The 21,875-nt window shown below is 48.1% G+C and carries 22 protein-coding genes and 1 riboswitch; all 22 genes read right to left on the reverse strand.

Annotated elements, in window-relative coordinates; all coding sequences use genetic code 11:
- Nucleotides 1-140: 140 nt before the first annotated feature.
- Entirely contained in the window at nucleotides 141-545 is a 405-nt protein-coding gene (locus tag NST33_RS28375) for a F0F1 ATP synthase subunit epsilon (protein WP_221821821.1), read from the reverse strand.
- 62 nt (nucleotides 546-607) lie between these two features.
- Nucleotides 608-2,011, reverse strand: coding sequence for a F0F1 ATP synthase subunit beta (gene atpD, locus NST33_RS28380; RefSeq protein WP_047840699.1), 1,404 nt, complete (start codon nucleotides 2,009-2,011; stop codon nucleotides 608-610).
- A 95-nt stretch (nucleotides 2,012-2,106) separates the two neighbouring features.
- A complete protein-coding gene (gene atpG, locus NST33_RS28385) occupies nucleotides 2,107-2,979 on the reverse strand; it encodes an ATP synthase F1 subunit gamma (protein WP_036612560.1) in 873 nt (290 codons plus the stop codon).
- Between the two features lie 167 nt (nucleotides 2,980-3,146).
- Nucleotides 3,147-4,661: a F0F1 ATP synthase subunit alpha gene (gene atpA, locus NST33_RS28390; protein ID WP_047840700.1), complete on the reverse strand. Its 1,515-nt coding sequence runs from the start codon at nucleotides 4,659-4,661 to the stop codon at nucleotides 3,147-3,149.
- A gap of 16 nt (nucleotides 4,662-4,677) precedes the next feature.
- Nucleotides 4,678-5,226, reverse strand: a complete 549-nt coding sequence (locus tag NST33_RS28395) for a F0F1 ATP synthase subunit delta (protein ID WP_036612565.1) — start codon at nucleotides 5,224-5,226, stop codon at nucleotides 4,678-4,680.
- On the reverse strand, nucleotides 5,223-5,711 hold the full coding sequence (gene atpF, locus NST33_RS28400; protein ID WP_036612568.1) for a F0F1 ATP synthase subunit B: 489 nt from the start codon (nucleotides 5,709-5,711) through the stop codon (nucleotides 5,223-5,225). Before atpF ends, NST33_RS28395 begins: the two co-directional genes overlap by 4 nt.
- A gap of 113 nt (nucleotides 5,712-5,824) precedes the next feature.
- Nucleotides 5,825-6,049, reverse strand: coding sequence for a F0F1 ATP synthase subunit C (atpE, locus tag NST33_RS28405; protein WP_017691934.1), 225 nt, complete (start codon nucleotides 6,047-6,049; stop codon nucleotides 5,825-5,827).
- 78 nt (nucleotides 6,050-6,127) lie between these two features.
- Entirely contained in the window at nucleotides 6,128-6,946 is an 819-nt protein-coding gene (atpB, locus tag NST33_RS28410; RefSeq protein WP_221821822.1) for a F0F1 ATP synthase subunit A, read from the reverse strand.
- A gap of 45 nt (nucleotides 6,947-6,991) precedes the next feature.
- Nucleotides 6,992-7,369 (reverse strand): ATP synthase subunit I, encoded by a 378-nt coding sequence (locus tag NST33_RS28415; RefSeq protein ID WP_221821823.1) that lies wholly within the window; start codon nucleotides 7,367-7,369, stop codon nucleotides 6,992-6,994.
- Nucleotides 7,362-7,616 carry an AtpZ/AtpI family protein gene (locus tag NST33_RS28420; protein ID WP_024632723.1) on the reverse strand — a complete coding sequence of 85 codons (255 nt, stop codon included), beginning with the start codon at nucleotides 7,614-7,616 and terminating at the stop codon, nucleotides 7,362-7,364. The genes NST33_RS28415 and NST33_RS28420 overlap by 8 nt, the downstream gene beginning before the upstream one ends.
- Before the next feature lie 185 nt (nucleotides 7,617-7,801).
- On the reverse strand, nucleotides 7,802-8,959 hold the full coding sequence (gene wecB, locus NST33_RS28425) for a UDP-N-acetylglucosamine 2-epimerase (non-hydrolyzing) (protein WP_221821824.1): 1,158 nt from the start codon (nucleotides 8,957-8,959) through the stop codon (nucleotides 7,802-7,804).
- 223 nt (nucleotides 8,960-9,182) lie between these two features.
- Complete coding sequence (upp, locus tag NST33_RS28430) at nucleotides 9,183-9,812, reverse strand: uracil phosphoribosyltransferase (RefSeq protein WP_017691929.1); 630 nt, start codon at nucleotides 9,810-9,812, stop codon at nucleotides 9,183-9,185.
- A 425-nt stretch (nucleotides 9,813-10,237) separates the two neighbouring features.
- Nucleotides 10,238-11,485, reverse strand: a complete 1,248-nt coding sequence (gene glyA, locus NST33_RS28435; RefSeq protein WP_017691928.1) for a serine hydroxymethyltransferase — start codon at nucleotides 11,483-11,485, stop codon at nucleotides 10,238-10,240.
- A 41-nt stretch (nucleotides 11,486-11,526) separates the two neighbouring features.
- Nucleotides 11,527-12,120 carry a TIGR01440 family protein gene (locus tag NST33_RS28440; protein WP_074092525.1) on the reverse strand — a complete coding sequence of 198 codons (594 nt, stop codon included), beginning with the start codon at nucleotides 12,118-12,120 and terminating at the stop codon, nucleotides 11,527-11,529.
- A 141-nt stretch (nucleotides 12,121-12,261) separates the two neighbouring features.
- Nucleotides 12,262-12,343, reverse strand: a riboswitch (ZMP/ZTP riboswitch).
- Nucleotides 12,344-12,439: 96 nt separating this feature from the next.
- Nucleotides 12,440-13,012 (reverse strand): low molecular weight protein arginine phosphatase, encoded by a 573-nt coding sequence (locus NST33_RS28445; protein WP_221821825.1) that lies wholly within the window; start codon nucleotides 13,010-13,012, stop codon nucleotides 12,440-12,442.
- 58 nt (nucleotides 13,013-13,070) lie between these two features.
- A complete protein-coding gene (locus tag NST33_RS28450) occupies nucleotides 13,071-13,631 on the reverse strand; it encodes a manganese efflux pump MntP family protein (protein WP_221821826.1) in 561 nt (186 codons plus the stop codon).
- A gap of 175 nt (nucleotides 13,632-13,806) precedes the next feature.
- Complete coding sequence (locus NST33_RS28455; protein ID WP_260632812.1) at nucleotides 13,807-14,979, reverse strand: L-threonylcarbamoyladenylate synthase; 1,173 nt, start codon at nucleotides 14,977-14,979, stop codon at nucleotides 13,807-13,809.
- A 264-nt stretch (nucleotides 14,980-15,243) separates the two neighbouring features.
- Nucleotides 15,244-15,903, reverse strand: a complete 660-nt coding sequence (gene spoIIR / locus NST33_RS28460) for a stage II sporulation protein R (RefSeq protein ID WP_221821828.1) — start codon at nucleotides 15,901-15,903, stop codon at nucleotides 15,244-15,246.
- A 737-nt stretch (nucleotides 15,904-16,640) separates the two neighbouring features.
- Nucleotides 16,641-17,861: an FtsW/RodA/SpoVE family cell cycle protein gene (locus tag NST33_RS28465; RefSeq protein ID WP_221821829.1), complete on the reverse strand. Its 1,221-nt coding sequence runs from the start codon at nucleotides 17,859-17,861 to the stop codon at nucleotides 16,641-16,643.
- A gap of 227 nt (nucleotides 17,862-18,088) precedes the next feature.
- On the reverse strand, nucleotides 18,089-19,309 hold the full coding sequence (locus NST33_RS28470) for an FtsW/RodA/SpoVE family cell cycle protein (RefSeq protein WP_221821830.1): 1,221 nt from the start codon (nucleotides 19,307-19,309) through the stop codon (nucleotides 18,089-18,091).
- Nucleotides 19,310-19,394: 85 nt separating this feature from the next.
- The gene (gene prmC, locus NST33_RS28475; protein WP_221821856.1) at nucleotides 19,395-20,279 is read right to left on the reverse strand and encodes a peptide chain release factor N(5)-glutamine methyltransferase; all 885 of its coding nucleotides are present in this window, start codon (nucleotides 20,277-20,279) and stop codon (nucleotides 19,395-19,397) included.
- Nucleotides 20,280-20,303: 24 nt separating this feature from the next.
- On the reverse strand, nucleotides 20,304-21,371 hold the full coding sequence (gene prfA / locus NST33_RS28480; RefSeq protein ID WP_076209786.1) for a peptide chain release factor 1: 1,068 nt from the start codon (nucleotides 21,369-21,371) through the stop codon (nucleotides 20,304-20,306).
- Nucleotides 21,372-21,875 lie beyond the last annotated feature (504 nt).

Consider the following 21,875-nt stretch of genomic DNA (forward strand, 5'->3'; position numbering starts at 1 on the left):
ATTTTGCTTAAAATACTTCTGTTTACCTGAAGTAATATGATGGATTTGTGGTCAGCCATTTTGATATATTCGATAGAACAATTCTATTAACAAACTCAAAAAAGCCCGGCAGACTAAGCCGCCAGGCTTCCAAGAATCGTTTATTTGCCGAATACATTAATCCGGTTAACCGCTTTTTGAAGTGCAATCTCTGCACGACGGTGATCAAAGTGGTCCTGATTGCTTTGGCTTGCAAGCCGACGTTCAGCCCGCTCTTTCGCCGCACGCGCACGATCCACATCAATGCTTTCCGGGAATTCAGCACTCTCTGCGAGTACAACAACCTTATCTTTACGAACTTCGATAAACCCGCCACCGATAGCAACTCGTTTATTTTCTTTTCCGTTATGGATATAGATTGGTGCAATCTGCAAAGGTGTAACCATAGGAATATGACCTGGCATAATGCCAAGTTCCCCTTCAATACCACGAGCCGTAATGCTATTCACCTGTTCTGAATAGACCAAACGCTCGGGTGTTACAATTTCCAACAAAAAGGTGCTCAATTCCATCCCTCCTGAAATATCCGAAGGATAGCCCGCTTCATAAGGACAATCCTGGATTCAGACTAAACCAGTGTTTTGGCTTTCTCCACTGCCTCTTCAATTGTACCAACAAAGAGGAAAGCTGCTTCCGGAAGATCATCATACTTACCTTCGAGAATCTCTTTAAAGCTGCGCACCGTTTCTTTAACTGGAACGTATTTACCCGGAATACCGTTAAATGCTTCAGCAACGTGGAAAGGCTGGGACAAGAAACGTTGGATTTTACGAGCACGGTATACAAGCGCTCTGTCTTCTTCACTCAACTCGTCCATACCCAGGATTGCAATGATATCTTGCAATTCATTGTAACGTGCCAAGATACGTTTAACGCCTTGAGCTACGCTGTAGTGTTCTTCTCCTACAACTTCAGGGGACAAGATCCGGGAGCTGGAAGCCAGTGGATCTACCGCGGGGTAGATACCCATCTCGGAAATTTTACGCTCCAGGTTCGTCGTTGCATCCAAGTGGGCAAACGTCGTTGCAGGAGCCGGGTCAGTGTAGTCATCCGCAGGCACGTAGATGGCCTGGATGGATGTTACAGAACCTTTTTTCGTTGATGTGATACGTTCTTGCAGTTGACCCATTTCTGTTGCCAGCGTAGGTTGGTAACCTACCGCGGAAGGCATACGACCAAGCAAGGCAGATACTTCTGAACCCGCTTGGGTGAAACGGAAGATATTATCGATAAAGAGCAACACGTCACGGCCTTCTTCATCACGGAAGTATTCCGCCATCGTCAGACCTGTGAGGGCTACACGAAGACGTGCGCCTGGAGGCTCGTTCATTTGTCCGAAAACCATTGCTGTTTTGTTGATAACGCCGGAATCACTCATCTCGTGATACAAGTCATTACCTTCACGTGTACGCTCACCAACACCCGCAAATACGGAGATACCGCCGTGTTCTTGTGCGATGTTGTTGATCAATTCCTGAATGGTTACCGTCTTACCTACACCGGCACCACCGAAGAGACCGATTTTACCACCTTTAGCGTAAGGAGCAAGCAAGTCGATAACTTTGATTCCTGTCTCCAGCATTTCTGCTTGGGTAGTCAGTTCATCAAATGCAGGTGCTGAACGGTGAATCGGGTTCTTGTGCTCAGCAGCTACGGCACCGCCAGTATCAATTGCTTCACCGAGTACGTTAAATACACGACCCAGTGTTGCTTCTCCAACGGGTACAGAGATTGGTGCTCCTGTATCTAAAGCTTCCATACCACGAACAAGTCCATCCGTGGAGGACATCGCAATACAACGTACTCGGTTGTCACCCAGATGTTTCGAAGCTTCGAGTGTAAGGTTTACACTAACGCCGCTCTCACTTACTGTAGTGATCGTAATGGCATTGAGGATTTCCGGCAGACCGCCGCGATCAAACTCGACGTCAACAACCGGACCCATGATGCTCACAACGCGTCCTTTGTTCATCTTAACGTTCCCCTCCTACAAGCCTGCTACTTTTGCAAAAATAATGTACCGTTCGTTTATCTTTGCTCTGCAAGCCTTCATTAATAAAAAAACGGTTAGCCTTGTGCTGCGTTGGCACCTGCCACAATTTCCGTAATCTCCTGCGTAATCGCCGCTTGACGGGCACGGTTGTATGTCAATGACAAGTCGTTAATGAGTTTGGATGCATTTTTGGTTGCATTACCCATTGCTGTCATTTTCGCGCCGAGCTCACTTGCCTTACCGTTCAGAAGTGCACCATAGATCAGCGTTTCCGCGTAACGCGGAAGCAGAACCTCCAGTACAGCTTCAGCAGACGGCTCGTATTCGTAGCTTGCCGTTGGTCCTTCCGCAGCAGTTACCTCAGGTGTTTCCATCGGGAGAAGTTTCTCTACCGTAGGAATCTGGGTCAACGCATTCACAAAGCGGTTATAACAAATGTACAATTCATCAAATTCAGCCAGTTCAAACCCATGAACCGCTTCGTGTGCGATGGATTTGATATCTGCAAATGAAGGCGAATCCGACAGATCCGTTGTTGTGGATGCCATCGCAATTTCACGACGTCTGAAGTAATCGCGTCCTTTACGTCCAATGACGAACAATTCGTAGTCATCTTGGGAGTTGTGGCGCTCTTTGAGCGTCTGATTAACCTGACGCAAAACGTTCGCATTGTATCCACCTGCAAGACCACGGTCCGATGTAATGATCAGGTAAGCTGTCTTTTTGACCGGACGGCTCTCCAGCATCGGATGCTGTATACCTTGCGTGCTTGATGCAATACTAGCTACAACTTCTTTCAGTTTCTCCGAATAAGGACGGGCTGCTTCCGCTTTTTCCTGCGCTTTACGCAGTTTTGCAGCAGCTACCATCTCCATTGCTTTGGTGATCTGCTTGGTGCTTTGTACGCTTTTAATTTGCCGCTTAATTTCGCGCATGCCTTTTGCCATGATTTCACCACCTTAAAGTTTTGACAAAGTCAAAACTACATCGTAAGCACAACCCTACTTTGACGGGGTCAAAGTTACTTCGTAAGCATCATCTTTTTGACTGAGTCAAAGTATTACATGCAGACATGCGGAATCGGTTAGACAACTCCGCACCTGCAATCATTTATTTAGACAGAGACAGCAAAGCTCTTTCTGAACTTCTCAATTGCACCTTTCAGTGCATTTTCGTTGTCTGCAGTCAATTCTTTAGTATCACGGATGGATGCAAGAATCTCCGGATGGCTGCTCTCCATGAACGCGAGGAACTCACGCTCGAAACGAGTAACATCACCTGTTGGAATCTCATCCAGGAATCCTTTAACCGCAGTGTACAAGCTGACAACCTGTTGTTCTACAGGCAGAGGCTGGTTAACACCTTGCTTCAGGATTTCCATCATACGCGCACCACGATTCAGGCGGGCCTGAGTCGCTTTATCCAGATCGGAACCGAACTGGGAGAACGCTTGAAGCTCACGATATTGAGCGAGGTCGAGACGCAGGGAACCTGCAACCTTTTTCATCGCTTTGATCTGAGCAGAACCACCGACACGGGATACGGAAATACCTACGTTGATCGCCGGGCGTTGTCCAGCATTGAACAAGTCAGCTTCCAAGAAGATTTGTCCGTCCGTGATGGAGATTACGTTTGTTGGGATGTATGCAGATACGTCGGAAGCTTGTGTTTCAATAAACGGCAGTGCGGTTAAAGAACCACCACCAAGTTCATCATTCAGCTTCGCAGCGCGCTCCAGCAAACGGGAGTGCAGGTAGAAGACGTCACCCGGATAAGCCTCACGGCCCGGTGGACGACGAAGCAACAAGGAAAGCTCACGATATGCAGAGGCTTGTTTGGTCAAGTCATCATAGATAACCAGAACGTGCTCGCCTTTGTACATGAAGTACTCACCCATCGAACAACCGGAATACGGTGCGATGTACAAGAGTGGTGATGGATCGGAAGCTGCTGCTGTTACAACAATTGTGTACTCCATTGCGCCTTTACGACGAAGAGTTTCCACAACTTGAGCAACCGTAGACTGTTTCTGACCAATAGCCACGTAGATACACTTCATGCCACTGCCTTTTTGGTTCAGGATCGCATCAATTGCGATGGATGTTTTACCTGTTTGACGGTCACCGATGATCAACTCACGTTGTCCGCGACCGATTGGAACCATTGCATCAATGGCTTTGATCCCTGTTTGCATCGGCTCATGAACCGATTTACGATCCATTACGCCTGGTGCTTTACCTTCAACCGGACGGAATTCCGTTGTAGCGATTGGCCCTTTGCCATCTACAGGAATACCAAGCGGGTTCACAACGCGTCCAATCAATGCTTCGCCTACAGGCACTTGCATGATTTGACCAGTACGTTTCACTTGGTCACCTTCACGAATATCGTAGTAAGGTCCCAGGATAACGACACCGACATTGCTTTCTTCGACGTTCATGGCGAGTCCCATAACACCGCTTGGGAATTCAACCAACTCGTTGGACATGACGTTCTCAAGTCCGTAAACACGAGCGATACCATCACCAACCTCGATTACCGTTCCGACTTCGACTACATCGATATCGGTCTTGTATTGTTCGATTTGGCTCTTAATTAATGTACTGATTTCTTCTGGTTTGATACTCAAGTGTCCTCACCCCAATCTACTGTACTCGTCTGTTAAAAGACTGCTCAAGACGTTCGAGCTTGCCAGCCAAGCTGCCGTCATAGATCGTATCGCCAATGGCGACTTTCAATCCGCCCAGCAGAGTCGGATCAACAATGTTCTCGATACGAATCTTTTTATTCACACGGCCACCGAATTCACGGGCTACCGCTTCTTTTTCTTCATCATTCAACGCATAAGTCGAATAGACACGTGCATCAGCAATGCCCAGCGACTCACCTTGGATCTTCCGATAATCATTCAACAAGTCTCCCAGCAATTCAACGCGTCCGCGCTCAATCAACAACAAGACTGTACGAAGGACTGAATCGGATACCTTGCCATCAAGACTTGAGTGAATTACGTTCTGCTTGGCTTCATCAGAAATATTAGGGGATACGATAAATTTCTCGATATCTGCATCTCCGGTCAATGCACTGACTACTGCAACCAGTTCCTGTTCAACCTCAAGCACCTGCTGTTGCTGAAGAGCAACTTCGAACAATGCTTTCGCATAACGCTTGGCAACTATCGTATCGCGGCTCATTGTCGGCCTCCTACCTCATTGAGGTATTGGTTCACAAGCTCTTCTTGTGCAGGACCGTTCTCAACTTCTTTTTTGATCAACTTGGATGCAATCTGAACGGAAGCTGTACCCAGTTCGCTGCGAAGTGCTGCGACTGCTTTGTTCTTCTCGCTCTCGATTTCGCGTACTGCATCGTCTTTCAGACGATTAGCTTCAGCTTTTGCATCAGCCAAAATCGATTCAGCTTGTTTGCCACCTGTTTGTTTGGACTGTTCAATGATGTCGTAAGCATCTTGACGTGCTTGTTCAAGAGCTTGTTTTTGTTCCTCCACATAGGCAATGGCCTGTTCCCGAGTCTGTGCAGCCTCATTCATCTGCGTCATCACGAGTTCACGACGTTTTTCCATAATGGAGAACAAAGGCCCGAAGGCATAACGGCTAAGCAGCCAATATAAAATTGCAAATGCAACAATCGCAAGAAGCGTATTTTCCCATATGAAACTCAATCTGTTCACTCCTTCCTGGAGGTATCCTTGAAACGTCATCCGTTAGAACGGACATTACCTAAAAAGAAGGCGCGGATGGCTATGGCCTTCCCCGCCAAACCTTTAAAATTTAATTAAGCCATACCGTAGAACATGAACGCGAGTACCACACCGATGATCGGCAATACCTCGATCAAACCTACACCGATAAACATTGTTGTTTGAAGAGTGGATTTTGCCTCTGGTTGACGGGCAATACCTTCCACCGTTTTGCTGATTACCATACCGTTACCAATACCTGCGCCAAACGCGCCCAGTCCTGCAACAATTGCTGCTGCGATTAATGCCATTGCTCCCATTTGTATATCCTCCTTAAAATGATAAATCGAATTTTTTATTGTTCAGCCTGGTGAAGAAATCTTCGTAGGGCTTGAAACTTAATGCTCGTCGTGCGTCTCGATGCTCTGTGAAATGTACACCATCATCAAGATAACAAACACAAATGCCTGGATCGCGCCGATAAAGATACTAAAGCCTTGCCACACCATAAGTAGCGGAATCGCTGCAATAGCACCAAACACTTTAAATGTGGTCAGTTTCAGGATCGTTGCGATCAGTACCTCACCTGCGAAGATATTCGCGAATAGACGCATACCGTGTGTCAACAGCTTGGATGCCGTCTCAATCAAGTTGATTGGCAAGAACAAAGCGAATGGCTTCAGGTAATGCTGGAGATATCCTTTTGTGTTGCGGAACAATCCCAGTCCATGAGATACAAGGAACGCTACGAGAGCAAGTCCCATCGTTACAGACAAGTCGGCTGTTGGTGATTTCCACCAAGCCAGTTCAACGTGTGGGTGTGCTTCAGGGTCCTTGGCATGCGCTTTTTCAAACGCCTCCACCGCTGTAACAATCGGCTTACCGAATACCTGTGCCTGATTAACATCTGTTACCTCAGATACAGCCACGAGCGGAAGGCCGAGCATGTTCCCTACAAAAATGAACATGATCATGGAAAGAGCGAGAGAGATAAAATGTTTACCTTTCTTCATATCCATTGTACTGGAAATCAGATTGCGGACGAATTCTACTGCCCACTCCATAAAATTTTGCAGCTTGCCGGGATTTTCAACGGATAATCTCCGTGTTGCCAGTACAGCAAAAATAAAAACAATTGCACCTGTAACTACCAGCATCAACAGAACCGATAGATCGAGTCGAAATCCGCCAAGCATAATAATTGGAGCTTCATGCATATTTTTCTCACCCCTTTCTCGACTTGAAAGCTGCAGCCCTTAACATCATTCTGCTCTGCGGGAATGGACAATCCCTATAATCAGTAAGGAAAATTGTGCAATGACGAGACCGCCTGCAACCGCATATGTATTGAAGTACTGCGGAAAGCGCATCGATATGAATATACCGAGCACAGCGAGTGCCGCTCTTGTCAAAAATCCCAGGTTCACACGCTTCAAGTTACCTTCTGCCGCATCATCAGACATTTTCCTTACTTTGTAGCCCAAGTAAAATGCATTGATCCAGCTAACTCCTGTACCCAGGGCCAGTCCCAAAGCAATTGTCTCCACACGTGGCATAAAGGCCGCTGCGAGAAAACAAATCATAAGAAAGTACATGATGAAAACAGTCATCGATCTGCGGTATCTGGTTAGTTCACTCATCACTTTCCCCCATGAATTTTTTCGCGATAAAGTAGATGCTTACACCGCCTGCCGCAAGAAAAAAGAGAACGCTTACGGCGATCCATATTCCGTTACCCCCGATGGTCTTGTCCAACCAGGAGCCAGCGTAATATCCGGCAACAGCGAGAATGGCAATCTCGATCCCAAAAGCTGTCACGAGCCCCATCGCTTTCCATACATTATCGTCATGGTTACGGGATGAATTTGGTTTGTTCGAATCGGCCATTTTCCACGCCACCCTTGCAATCCCAGTTAATTTTACTGAATGATGAGAGCCTTTGTCAATTGAATGATTTTAGCGTTTTAAAGGGGGAAACGACGGGAATACAGACCCTCAAAGCCCATAAACCCGCGTAAACCGTACAGTTTAACTGTATGCTTGCCCTTTATAAATCCGTCAGAAAAAATGTATTATTTTTTGAATTTTCTGTGAAATGATTCCGGACGCTCACTATTTACACCAAAATGGTGCAAAATCGCATTGACAATTCTTTCCGAAGCATGTCCATCACCGTATGGATTGGCAGCCTGACTCATGCTTGCATACAGGGTTTTGTCTGTAAGCAGAGCTTTGGTCCGTTCATACACAAGTTCCTCTTCGGTACCTACCAATTCCAGCGTTCCGGCTTCAATACCTTCCGGGCGTTCTGTTGTATCGCGCAATACGAGCACAGGCACACCAAACGAAGGCGCTTCTTCCTGCAAACCGCCTGAATCGGTCAAAATCAAGTGAGTGTGCGGGTAAAAGTTATGCAAATCCACCACGTCTAGTGGATCAATTAATTGAATACGGGGATGATTCCCCAAAATCGTGTGAGCCGGCTCCTTCACAGCAGGACTTGGATGCACCGGGTACACGATGGCAATATCTTCGAATTCGTCGGCAATCCGTTTGACGGCCTGGAAAATGTTGCGGTGAGGCTCGCCTTGAGATTCGCGGCGATGAGCTGTCATCAGCACAAGGCGTTTGCCTTGGGCCCAATCAAGTACCGGGTGTGTGTAGTCCTCCCGTACAGTATATTGAAACACATCGGTTACCGTGTTGCCTGTGACGTACGTACTAGACTCCGATTTATTTTCTTTGGCAAGATTGGAAGAAGACCAATCCGTAGGCGCAAAGTGTAGATCAGCCAGTACTCCCGTCAGCTGACGGTTCATCTCTTCCGGATATGGAGACAGCTTGTTCCACGTCCGCAGTCCCGCTTCCACATGTCCTACCTGAATCTGTTGCAAGAATGCTGCGTAGCTCGCTACAAAGGTAGTTAATGTATCCCCGTGAACCAGCACAATATCCGGTTTAGCTTCAGCTAACACGGGCTCCAGACCACCAAGCACACGAATTGTAATTTCATTCAATGTCTGACGGTCCTTCATCACATCCAGATCATAATCGGGATGAATGTCGAAAACGTCAAGTACCTGATCCAACATCTGGCGATGCTGCGCAGTTACGCAAACAATAGATTCAATAGACTCAGGGTGTTTTTGCAATTCCAAAATAAGCGGAGCCATCTTGATGGCTTCCGGACGCACCCCGAAGATCGTCATGACTTTAATTTTGTTGGACATTCGAGCAAAGCCCCTTTTCTATAAGTTCATGTTCAAAAAGTCCGGTTTTCAGTACCAAGAATATGGAATGAAGGTAGAAATGGAGTAGCAGAGCGTAGGGAAAACTACGTGAGCAACGGACATTTCGGCTGAATTTCATATTCGATGCCGATGATGCCCTTGGGCATCCTTCGTAATCAAAATTGGACTTTTTGAACAACCTCTTACAAAGCATGCGATATGCTTATTTAGTGCCGTATAGACGGTCTCCTGCATCTCCAAGTCCTGGAACGATATAACCATGATCATCCAGACGGTCGTCCAATGCTGCTACATAGATGTCCACATCGGGATGTGCATCCTGCACAGCTTTTACGCCTTCCGGTGCTGCAACCAGGTTCATCATTTTGATTTGGGTACAGCCACGTTTTTTGAGCACGTCAATAGCTGCAATTGCCGAACCACCCGTTGCCAGCATCGGATCAATTACAATCAATTGACGCTCTGTTACGTCTGTAGGCAGTTTGGTGTAGTATTCTACCGGTTGCAGTGTTTCCGGGTCACGGAACAGACCAACATGTCCAACTTTTGCCGCTGGCAATAATTTCACAACGCCATCCAGCATTCCGAGTCCTGCACGCAGAATCGGCACCAGTCCGAGCATACGTCCAGAGATAACTTTACCTTGTGTTGCAGCTACAGGTGTCTGTACATCAATCGTTTCCAGTTCAACATCTCTTGTAATCTCATAAGCCATCAACGTTGCTACTTCATCCACCAATTCACGAAAATCTTTCGTATTCGTACGCATGTCGCGTATAAACGTCAGTTTGTGTTGAATCAAAGGGTGATCACATATTACTAATTTTCCCATCTAATTTGTCCCTCCGGTAAGTTCTTCATGTTCAGCATTTCCAAATATACCTAGCCACCATTCATGGGCTCGATAAATCCTGTATATTATATCATCACCAACAACGAATTACACCATCAAAGGGCACCCAATCATTACAGATTACCGAATCCTATAAAAAACAGGACCGGAAAATGATCCATCCGGTCCTGTTTTGCTCATGCTGTTATGTCATTGAGTGGGAAAAAATATGAATACAAGTGATGCTCCGCAAACAGATTGCACCTACGATCGCTGTTATCCCCTGATTTTTTTGATTCTCCTATATAAGGAGAAAATCATGGGATAAAGGCGAGCGCTTCGCTTCTCCGATTGCATTCTGCCAGCTTCGTCTTTTGTATTCCAATTTATAAAAACTCAAAAGAAAGCAGCATGAGCAAAGTTTTTTAGTATTTAAGATCTGTATAGAGCGGGAATTGGTCTGTCAGTGCAGTTACTTCTGCACGAGCTTCATCCAGCTTCGCTGTATCTTTTGGATTTTTCAGCGTTTTGGCAATGATCTTACCGATCGCTACCATTGCTTCTTCGTTCATGCCACGGGAAGTTGCAGCAGGTGTACCAATTCGAATACCACTCGTTACAAACGGGCTTGTAGGGTCGAATGGAATGGCATTTTTGTTCACGGTAATACCGATGGAGTCAAGCACATGCTCAGCTTCCTTACCTGTGATGTTCACACTGCGTGTGTCGATCAGCATCAAGTGGTTATCTGTACCACCGGATACGATGTTCAATCCTTCAGCGATCAGTGTTTCAGCCAGAACCTGTGCGTTTTTCACAACATTCTGTGCATATGTTTTGAACGAAGGTTGCAAAGCTTCTCCGAATGCTACCGCTTTGGAAGCGATCACGTGCATCAAAGGTCCTCCTTGGGAACCAGGGAATACGGCTTTATCAATCGCTGCTGCCCACGCTTTGCGGCACAGAATCATACCACCACGAGGTCCACGCAGCGTTTTGTGTGTAGTTGTTGTTACGAAATGCGCATGTGGAACCGGGTTTGGATGCAAACCCGCAGCAACCAGTCCTGCGATGTGAGCCATGTCCACCATGAACAAAGCACCTACATCATTGGCGATGGAAGCCAGCTTTTCAAAATCAATGGTACGCGGATATGCACTTGCACCTGCAACGATCAGACGAGGGCGGTGTTTGAAAGCCGCTTTGCGTACTTCATCATAATCAATCAGGAATGTATCTTCCTGTACGCCGTATGCTACAAAGTTATACAGCAAACCGGATGCGTTAACCGGGCTACCGTGTGTGAGGTGTCCACCATGGGCAAGGTTCATACCGAGTACAGTATCACCAGGTTTCAACGCTGCAAGATATACTGCCATGTTCGCTTGTGCACCGGAGTGAGGTTGAACATTCACATGTTCTGCTCCGAACAATTCTTTTGCACGATCACGCGCGATGTCTTCAACGATGTCCACATGCTCACAACCGCCATAGTAACGTTTGCCTGGATATCCTTCAGCATACTTGTTGGTCAGAACAGATCCCATTGCTTCGATTACTGCTTCACTTACGATGTTCTCGGATGCAATAAGTTCGATGTTGTTCTGTTGACGTTTCAGTTCAAGATTCATCGCTTCCAGTACTGCCGGGTCATTCTTGCGCAATTGTTCCATGATTAAATTCCTCCCAAGTATAGTGAAGTAGGTTGAATATGTTAGTCACATAATGTCGAATCTGGTTGTTCTTCCATACGATACACCGCGCGTTCGCCGCCAATCAACTTCGGACGGGTCAACGCTGTGGTTACACGAGCATCTCCAACATAGCGAAGCGCTGTACGATAGGGTACGGCTACATGCCGGAGATGCATTCCAATCATCGTCTCCCCAATGTCCAGTCCCGCATGGGCCTGCACATGTTCAGCCAGGCATGGATCGGTCAGCGAACGATATGCTGCGGATGCCATTGAACCTCCGGCCTTGGGCACGGGTATAGCACCAACCTCGGTCAATCCAAGACGAGTAAGCACAGAACGTTCCATTACCAGCGCACGGTTCAGATGCTCACAACATTGGAATACCGTGTCAAAACCGAATTCCTCCTGCACCTCGCGTATACCCGCAAGAAGCTGCTGTGCCACTTCAATGGCACCACTCGTACCAATCCGAGCGCCTGCGACTTCACTTGTGCTTGTACCGATCACAACGATCTGTCCAGGTCCAAGCTGTCCGGCAAGCGCCAGTTCATGCAGAATAGACGCGGTCTGTTCCTGCAATCCGGGTTGTTCCGAATCTAACTCTATAGTCATCCTATCATCGCCTCCCGATAAAATCATGCCCGCTGTCTCTTGGTTGTCCTTCGTATTCTTGCACGGCATCTCAGGTACTATTATAGCGAATAATCAGATGAAAGACGAAAAAAAGAGCAGTCTGCGGGTAACGCAGAATTGCTCTTTTGCCCAGGCGACCGGCCGTTTGTTCCGGTGCTCCATCGTGGTTATGCCCACTTCGTCGCCAGTTACACCGGATCCCTGTTTTCCCCTTCATCATAAAACAACCCGCGTCTAAAATCAACGGTTAATTTACATCACGTGTCCTATTTCTATAACCCGCCCCGCAGGATCAGATTTAACCCAGCTTATCCAAAAGCCGGTCCAACGCCGTCCGAATCTCAGCTGCAGCTATATTGTAATCATCACGACTTCCCCCAAACGGATCGGAGATGTCGAAACTTGGAATTCGTTGTCTGATCTCAATGGCTCGCTCACGCTCCGATGCCAGGATCTCTTGCCCAAGGGCACGTTTCATTTCAAGCGTTGCAAACAGGCTGTCCAACTCCTGAACATCACTTAATACCTGTTCATCATCCTCCACATATTCTTTCAATGTATAAGTTTTGTGGACTGAATCGGGAAAAACCTGCATGACATGCTGCTTATGACTCCGTGTTAATGTAAGAACCAGATCAGCCCAACCTACCAGGTTAGCGCTAAGCTGTGTGGAATGAGGTGGACCTTCAACGTTATGATCTCTCAGAACTGCTTCAGCATGGCGAGAAATCGGCATACCCGATGTTGCTGCCACACCTGCGGAACGAACCTCTACCTGAATGCCGCGCTCCGATGCCAATTTTCTCAAAAGCCCCTCTGCCATGGGGCTGCGGCACGTATTTCCTGTACATACGAATAAAATATGTTTCATTGTGTTAGCCTCCCCATTTTACATATGATGCGAATGATATGATTACTCACGTTTTATTCTAAAATATAAACAAAAGTCCAAACGCAAGCAAGATTGCGCCACCAATAGCTTCGCCGTAATCCCCAAGATTCTGGCTCACCCGACGGCCTAATAGCAGACCCATAACCGACATCACCCCGCCACACACACCGAAAGCAAGTACGGTCAAGATCAGATCACTGCTAAACATCCCTAAGGAAACACCAACGGAGAACGAATCCACACTTACGCTGAGGGAGAACAACACAACGCCGAGCAGGGAACGGTGGTCCACCAGCTTGGTATCGCCTTCACGGAATGCATTCAGAATCATATGAGCTCCCAGCAAAACAAGCAATCCACCTGCCGCATACGTCGTAATGTCACCGAGCAGGGAGCTGACGTATTTGCCCATATACATGCCGATGAGCGGCATGATGATATGAAACAGCGCCGTTACAATACTGATTCGCAATACATCCCGCAGCCGAATGCCCTTCATGCCAATTCCGATTCCGAGTGAGAACGCATCGAGGCCAAGCGCAATAGCCATGATCAAAATGGTTACAAACTGCCCAACATGGGCAGACACATCCCACATCCCCATACCCCCAAGTCACGTAAAGGTTCTTGTACACGATATGCGGACAAGGACCTAAACATGACCGATGAAAGGCAAACGGCGACGGATCTCTGGTCAGATGCTGGCTTTATAGAATCTTGATTTTGTTTTGGAAAAAGGGTGATTACTCTCCTGACTGTATGATCAGGAGAGATTAAGAGGGTTGCTGGTCGCCAACTTGTATGAGTTGGTTACCTGCAGCCTTGAGCAGCCGATTCATGACGGCTGCTCCCAGCCCTTCGCGTGAGCAGGCTTCAGCCACAATATATGTGGCGCCTTGCTCATCGCAGCTGCGCAGCGCGGCGTATAGCCGGCGCGCTGCTTCTTCCAGCTCGCTGGCGTCACCCAGCGAGAACACGGCATCGGCGCGGTACTGCTCCGCGTGCTCGGCGAACGCCAGCACCGCGGTGCGCTCTCCGCGCTTCGCCGCCTCTGCGAGGGCGGCGCTGATCCAGGCCGCCACCGCTGCGGGCGGCCCCTCCACCACGCACAGCGCCCCTGCGGGTGCGTAGTGCGTGTACTTCATGCCCGGCGAGCGCGGCGCCGGGCTGCCCACGCCATCGGCCCCCTCCGCGAGTAGCGCGGGGTCCGTGGCGACACGGGCGGCAACGGCGGACAGTTGTTCCGCCGTAATGCCGCCAGGGCGCAGGATGGTGACGGTACCGTCGTCACCGACCTGCACAACCGTGGACTCGACGCCCACCCCGGTGGGGCCGCCGTCCACGATGCCGCCGATGCGGCCATCCAGATCCTCGCGGACATGAGACGCGAGTGTCGGGCTTGGCCGCCCGGAGCGGTTGGCGCTTGGCGCAGCAACAGGGCATGCCGCCGCCGCGATTAACTGCAAGGCCACCGGATGGTCCGGCATGCGCACGGCCACCGTGTCCAGACCGGCGGTGACACGCGGTGACACCGCCCCCGGCCTAACCGGCAGCACCAGCGTCAGTGGTCCCGGCCAGAAGGCCGCCATCAGCGCTTCCGCCGTTTCGTTCACTTCCGTGACCAGAGTATCCAACTGGTCACGGTGCGCGATATGCACAATCAGTGGATTGTCGGAAGGTCGGCCTTTGGCGACAAATACAGCCTCCACGGCTGCTGTGATACGCGCATCGGCACCCAAGCCATAGACCGTCTCGGTCGGAAAGGCCACCGTCTGACCTTGACGAATGCAGGCTGCGGCAGCCTGCAAGTCGGCGAGCGCCTGTTGATCGGCGCTCCCCTTTTTCACATCCAACCACTCATTATTACCCAATCCGTGATCGTTCTCAGCGCTCACCAAGACGCGTACATCCCACATCTCAGTGACCAGCTCTCCCGGAGCTTTCATATCACGATCTTCTCTACCATCCCTCATCTCAGAGGTGTGTTGCAATGGTTCGTTTTCTCTGCTCATATATCATCATTCCTAAACTTCAAGTAGGTTAGTTCCTATCCATATTCAATATAAGTAATTATAACATACCTCTCCCGCCTCGGATGCCCTTCACACTTCACTCCACGCATGAGTCTCACTTTAACTTCACCACTAATTCATATTAAAAGGGCAGCTCCCTGAATCGAAGTCGCCCTCTACTGTATTATAAATACGTTGTTATACGAACAAACTAGTCACCCAACTCCATAGTTTCACAGCCATATCCCACAGAAAGAATCTCGCTTCCGGTGTGTCTCCCTGCACAGATGCCTCTGCATCTCCTGGTTCAGCCGCTGCGGCTGATACGGTTGAAGGTTTCGCCAGTGCATCCCCGGTCCCTGCATCAATGAAGCACAACGGCGGGAACAACACACACCACCAGTTCTGACCTTTGCCTTCCCCCAGCGTGATCCGAACCGCTTCATAATCTCCGGCAGGATAGACGGTACCTCCATACAGCTTGGTCGGGAACGGAACGGAACCCAGCTCCACCTGATACTCATAATTCAAACCGCGACTGGCCAACTCTTCTCCTACTCTATTCTCAATCTCGGACAAATGCTCACGAATAACCTTGCGCGCTTCATCCAGACTTTGCGGATTCTCCAGTTCGGCTACCCACTCGCCCATCTGAGCAACGACAGCATCCCGAATCTCACGTTTCACTAATTGATCTCCCGGTGCATCCGAGTTTGCGAGAATACGCAAGCGTATCGATTGTTCAGGAATCGCTGTGGCTGCCACAGCTGCATCCGTTTTCTGACCTTCCCACATCATGATAATCATCATAAGACATACAATAATAAGTCCAATTTGCTTTACAATTCGTCTGTTCATTCCGTTCTCTCCCCCTCGGCTCTCTGATCACGTTGCCTGCAACTCTCTCATGTCTATCAGTATGCCCGGTAGAGACAGAAGTAAACCTAGCATTTACAATAAATCTACTAGAGTTTGTTCAAAAAGTCTGCTTTGATTACGAAGGATGCCCAGCTGCATCATCAACGTCGAATATGAAATTCAGCCGAAATAAGCGGGAGGCTTACGAAGTATGTTTACCAAAGAACCATTTTGATGGCTCACGTAGTTATCCTACGCTCCACTACTCCATTTCTAGCTTCATCCCATCTTCATCCCATCTTCTCGGTACTGAAAACCCAACTTTTTGAGCACGCACTACTAGAATGTGTGTTTAAAACCAGACAAGTTATACAATGACAAAATGTCAGCGTCCAAAAAGCCTTGAAGACTGTACTGGCACTTCAAATCCCCGAATAAGATGCGTCAGGTTCGCTAGCTCATAACTCTTAACTTCTAAGCCCCTAACAGCTGGCACTTGAATCGTCACATCATGCTCAACACACTATTCCCAACTCTTTCAGGTGCGCCTCAGCCTACAGTTGGCTTGAAAACACCTATGCATTGCTTCTCTCATCTCTCATTCACACTTTCTCACCCATCATGTTAAAAAGGTTGATCTGCACCTGGTTACAGGGCAAATCAACCTCTTTATTCCTACGAACGAACACGTTATACGACGTCTCACCACTTTACTTTTCACTACACCGACTCAACAGTTACACAGTACTTTTCTCTTTCTTGAGCATATTCCATAAACGTTCCGACAACCGAGGTTGTTGCTCCCCGATCAGAAGTTCATCCTCCTCTTCTTGTCCATACAACTTAATGCTCATGACTACCCCAATACAAGCCATATTAATAAGCAAAGAGGTGCCGCCGTAACTGATGAAAGGTAACGTAATACCTGTGAGCGGCATCAGCCCGAGGAACGCCCCCACATTCTCAAACACCTGATACAACAACATTCCGATAATACCTACAATGATGACAGGTCCCGCGCGATCTCTGCATGCCAGAGCAATCAGCACCATGCGGTGGATCAGAATAAAGTACAACAGAATCAGTACGGATGCACCAACAAAGCCAAACTCCTCTGCGATCACAACAAAAATGGAATCAGAATACGTATAGGGGACTCGTCCACTCTGAACGGATGTTCCTTGCAAGTAACCTTTGCCGATGATGCCGCCTGAACCAATGGCTAAACCTGCATTTTTCGTATGCCAAGAAGCTTTGGAGGTAGCCTTTTCCGGCACAAGCCAGGGGTCAATACGCTCTGCCCAATGCTCACGTTTTATCTTTTCAAGAAAAGTAAATACTTCATCATGGTAGAAGGTATAGGCTTTAACAAAACCAAAGAACGCCACCCCCACAATCGCCAGTGCAATCAATGCGTGCTTCAGCCTCATATTTCCGATCCAGAATACCGCAGCCAGAATCACCACGTACCCCAGCGCATTTCCCAGATCATTCTGAGCCATAACCAGGGCAAACGGAATAAACGCCCAGCAGCCAATCGGCACAATATCTCTCCAAAATTTCAGTGTGCCTCGTTGTCTCTTCACGATCAAATGGGCGAGGAACAAAATCAGAATCATCTTGAACAACTCTGCCGGTTGAAAAGAAAAGTTCTCGCCCAGCTTCAGCCAACCGTTGGCGTTATTGATCGAACTTCCCAGTACATTGGCCAGGATCAGCAATATAATTCCCAACCCATACAAATAAAACGCATATTTCACGTATAACTTGTAATTCACAAGCCCGATCACTAGCACCGCAATGAACCCGCCCACATAGAAATAAATCGTTTTGACATGATGATTCGCCAGTTTGGCATCTGTCTGCGTTCCGCTATAAATCGCAAATACACTAATAATCATGAGCAGCAGCATGACAAAAAGAATCACACCGTCCATCTTTTTCAGCATTCTCAACATGACTCCGTCCATCCCCCTGAAATCTAACATTCTATGATTTCCAATTGAACTCAATATTACCATTGTATATAATTGGATAATAAAAATGGAAATCCTAACCTCGACAGGAACAAACAAAACCCCGGAGCAGCTACCCAATGTGACTGGGATAGATCTGTTCCAGGGTTTAATAGTTATATCGTTATTTACGCTTATACGCATATATCTTTACGTTCTGTTCACGAGAGTTATTGCTCTTGCTGCGACGGCTTCCGTCTGAACAACTTCATAATCATCTCAGTGATACTGAGTTGTTCTGACGAACCCAGGATATCTTCATTTTCTTCCGTATGCACTTTGATACTCATGACAACGCCCATACTGAGCATGTTGAGCACAAGAGAGGTACCACCGAAACTGATAAACGGAAGGGTGATCCCTGTTAATGGCATCAGACCGATAAACGGACCGATATTAACGAAAATCTGATAGAGCAACATTGAGATAATACCTACAATTAGGTACGGCCCAGCTCGATCCTTGCACTCCAGCGCGATCAACACCAGCCTGTGAATCAGAATAAAGTAGAGTAGCAGCAGTACGGAGGCGCCCACAAAACCGAACTCTTCACCAATCTGCACAAAGATGGAATCGGCATATGCGAGCGGTACTCGATTGGACTGGATTGTCGTACCTTCGAGATATCCCTTACCACTAATCCCACCGGAACCGATGGCTAGCTTGGCATTATAGGTCTGCCACAATACATCTCTGGATGTCTGTTCTGGCACGAGCCAAGGGTCAAACCGCTCAGCCCAGTGAGCACGTCCAATATCCTTGAGGAACTTGGCAACTTCATCATGATAATGAATATAGGCCTGTGTTCCACCAATAAAGGCAGCGATAGCAATCACAAAACCAATCAGTGCATGGCTGAATTTCACATTGCCAATCCACAACAGACCGACAAGAATGACTACATAACTCAAAGCATTCCCCAAATCATTTTGAAGCAGAACCAACAACAAAGGAGGCAAAACGCACAGTGCGATCGGAATGACATCACGCCCGAAGAATAAGGGTCTGTTTTTCTTTCTCGCAAGCAGAGCAGACAGGAAAACGATTAAACACAACTTAAATAATTCCGCAGGCTGCAAACTAAGGCCAAATATGGATAACCAGCCTTGGGCTCCATAATACGTAACACCGAAAAAGTTAACGATGACGAGTAGCAGTAGACCCACACCGTAGATATATAAATAGTTTTTAATAATCACTTTATAGTTAATCATAGACATTCCGAAGAATACGATGAAACCTATAATATAGAAAATCCCTGCCTTTTGGGGATAGGATTCCCATCTCGGACGACCAAACGTTGTACTGTAAATCGATAAAATACTGATACCCATCAGAATAACGAGTATAAAGACAATAGAATAGTCTATCTTTTTAAATTTATGCAGCATGTAATTATGTTCCCCCAAGCATTCAGAAATCTTCGGTATATCTCATTGTAGAGGATTTCACGGCAAAAAGAAAACCCGCGGAACCTTACATTTTCGTCACCTGTTCCGAAGTACGAACACCCAGGACATGCCGCTCGATTCCGGCAAGGTCCGGTACAATGATAATTTCCGGCCAATGTCCCGCCGATTCAAGCAGAGCTGCGATGTCGCGAGCCTGCCCCTGGCCCAGTTCAAAACCAATGATCTGCGGCGGCGCAGGTAGCAGCGCCAACTGCTCCAGCATAACACGGTACGGTGCGAGCCCGTCCGGACCTCCGTCCAGTGCCATGCGCGGCTCATGATCGCGCACCTCTTGCTGTAACCCGGCGATATCCGCCGCCGGGATGTATGGCGGGTTGGACACCAGGATGTCCACCCGTGCCCCGGCGAACGGGGCCAGCAGATCGCCTTCACGGAAGTCGATCTGTACCCCGTTCGCGGCCGCGTTCCGCGCGGCCACTTGCAGGGCAGCCGCCGAGAGATCCCCGGCGCCGACCTGCCAGCGCGGGCGTAGTGAAGCCATCGTCACCGCGATGGCACCACTGCCCGTGCCGATATCGACGGCGAGCGGAGCGCCGTCGGGAAACACGCGGTCGGCTTCGCGCAGCACAGCCTCGACCAACAGCTCGGTCTCCGGCCGCGGAATCAGCACGGCCGGCGTGACCTCAAACGGCAGCCCATAGAATTCCTGGCTGCCGATAATGTATTGCGCCGGCTCACCCGCAGCCTTACGCGTGACGGCGTCCTCCCAGCGGCTGCGATGCTCGCTGGGAAAAGGCTCCGGCTGCATCATGTAATACGCGGCGCCATAAACGCCGAGTACATGTTCCAACAGCAGCCGGGCATTGTTTTGCGGCTCGTACGCGCCGCACTTCTCCAAAAAAGAGGAAGCCTCCACGAAGGCTTCCCGACAGCTCTGTTCCGGCGTCATGACAAACTGCGCGCGGGTCACAGATTATTCTCCTCTATCCATCATCTCAGTCTGCTGAGCAATCGTCAGTGCAGACAAGATATCTTCAATCTCCCCGTTCATGATCTGATCCAGCTTGTGCATCGTCAGACCGATACGGTGATCCGTCACACGGCTTTGCGGGAAGTTGTACGTACGAATCCGCTCACTACGGTCGCCCGTTCCCACTTTACTTTTCCGCTCAACAGAGATCTTCGCTTCCTCTTCCATACGTTTCATATCGAAGATACGTGTACGCAGAACCTGCAACGCTTTTTCCTTGTTGGAGTTCTGTGATTTTCCATCCTGACATGTCGCCACGATTCCCGTTGGAACGTGTGTTACCCGTACTGCGGATTTCGTGGTATTAACCGATTGTCCACCGGCACCACTGGAACAGAACGTATCTACACGGATGTCTTTATCATGAATTTCGATATCGAAATCTTCGGCTTCTGGCATAACCGCAACCGTTGAAGTTGACGTATGAATACGTCCGCCGGATTCGGTTGTTGGAATACGCTGTACACGGTGTGCGCCGCTTTCGTATTTCATTTTGCTGTAAGCGCCACGTCCGTTGATCAGGAAAACAACCTCTTTGAATCCACCGAGATCATTTGTATTAACGTCCATCAGCTCTACACGCCAGCCTTGTGCATCTGCATAACGTGTGTACATCCGATACAGATCTGCTGCAAACAACGCAGCTTCATCTCCACCAGCTGCTCCGCGAATCTCAACAATAACGTTTTTGTCGTCATTCGGATCTTTTGGCAGCATGAGTACACGAATCAATTCGTCCAGTTCCTTCTGGCGAGTGCTCAGTTCGTCAATTTCCATTTTGACCATTTCGCGCATCTCATCATCCAGCTTCTCACCCTGCATTTCCTTTGCAGCTTCGAGATCCTGACTTACCTGTTTGTATTCATTGTATGCTTCATAAGTCGGTTGCAGATCGGATTGTTCTTTGGAGTATTCCCGCAGCTTTTTGTTGTCACTTGCCACATCCGGGTCACACAAAAGCTCGCTCAACTTGTCATAACGGTCGGCTAAAGCCTGTAATTTATCCAACATGTATAGTCACCTCACGCATTATTTTGTCCAAGCACATCACATTTTCAATAATTATTTCAATCCAACATTAATTACATCTATAATCTATATTCCACAACGCACAGGATTCTCAATGAATCCCCTGACCGCAGCATGTATTCACATTCATGTATGATCGACGTATAACATCGCTACAACGTCATCAAATCCTTTACTTTTAAAGTGAAATCAAGAAATCGTGTACCCTGTATGAAACTCGCTTCAGCTCATCTGTTACAGCGCGAATTTTAACGTGGTATACGACTCTTAATTATAGCATATTCTTATGGTTCTGAATAGTAACTGTTCCGACGCGGATGAACTAATTTTTGGTACTGCGAAATTCAATATGAAATTGTTGTTCGATGTTGTTCCGAATTGTAAAATAAACAAAAGCCACGATGCGCTAACATCGTGACTTCTCTAACAAAGGCCGGTGGGCGAACACGGGGAATTTCAATCAGACGAATGAAAAACCACCGGATT

The organism is Paenibacillus sp. FSL L8-0435 (assembly GCF_037965655.1).
In the GTDB taxonomy this organism is placed as follows: Bacteria; Bacillota; Bacilli; order Paenibacillales; family Paenibacillaceae; genus Paenibacillus.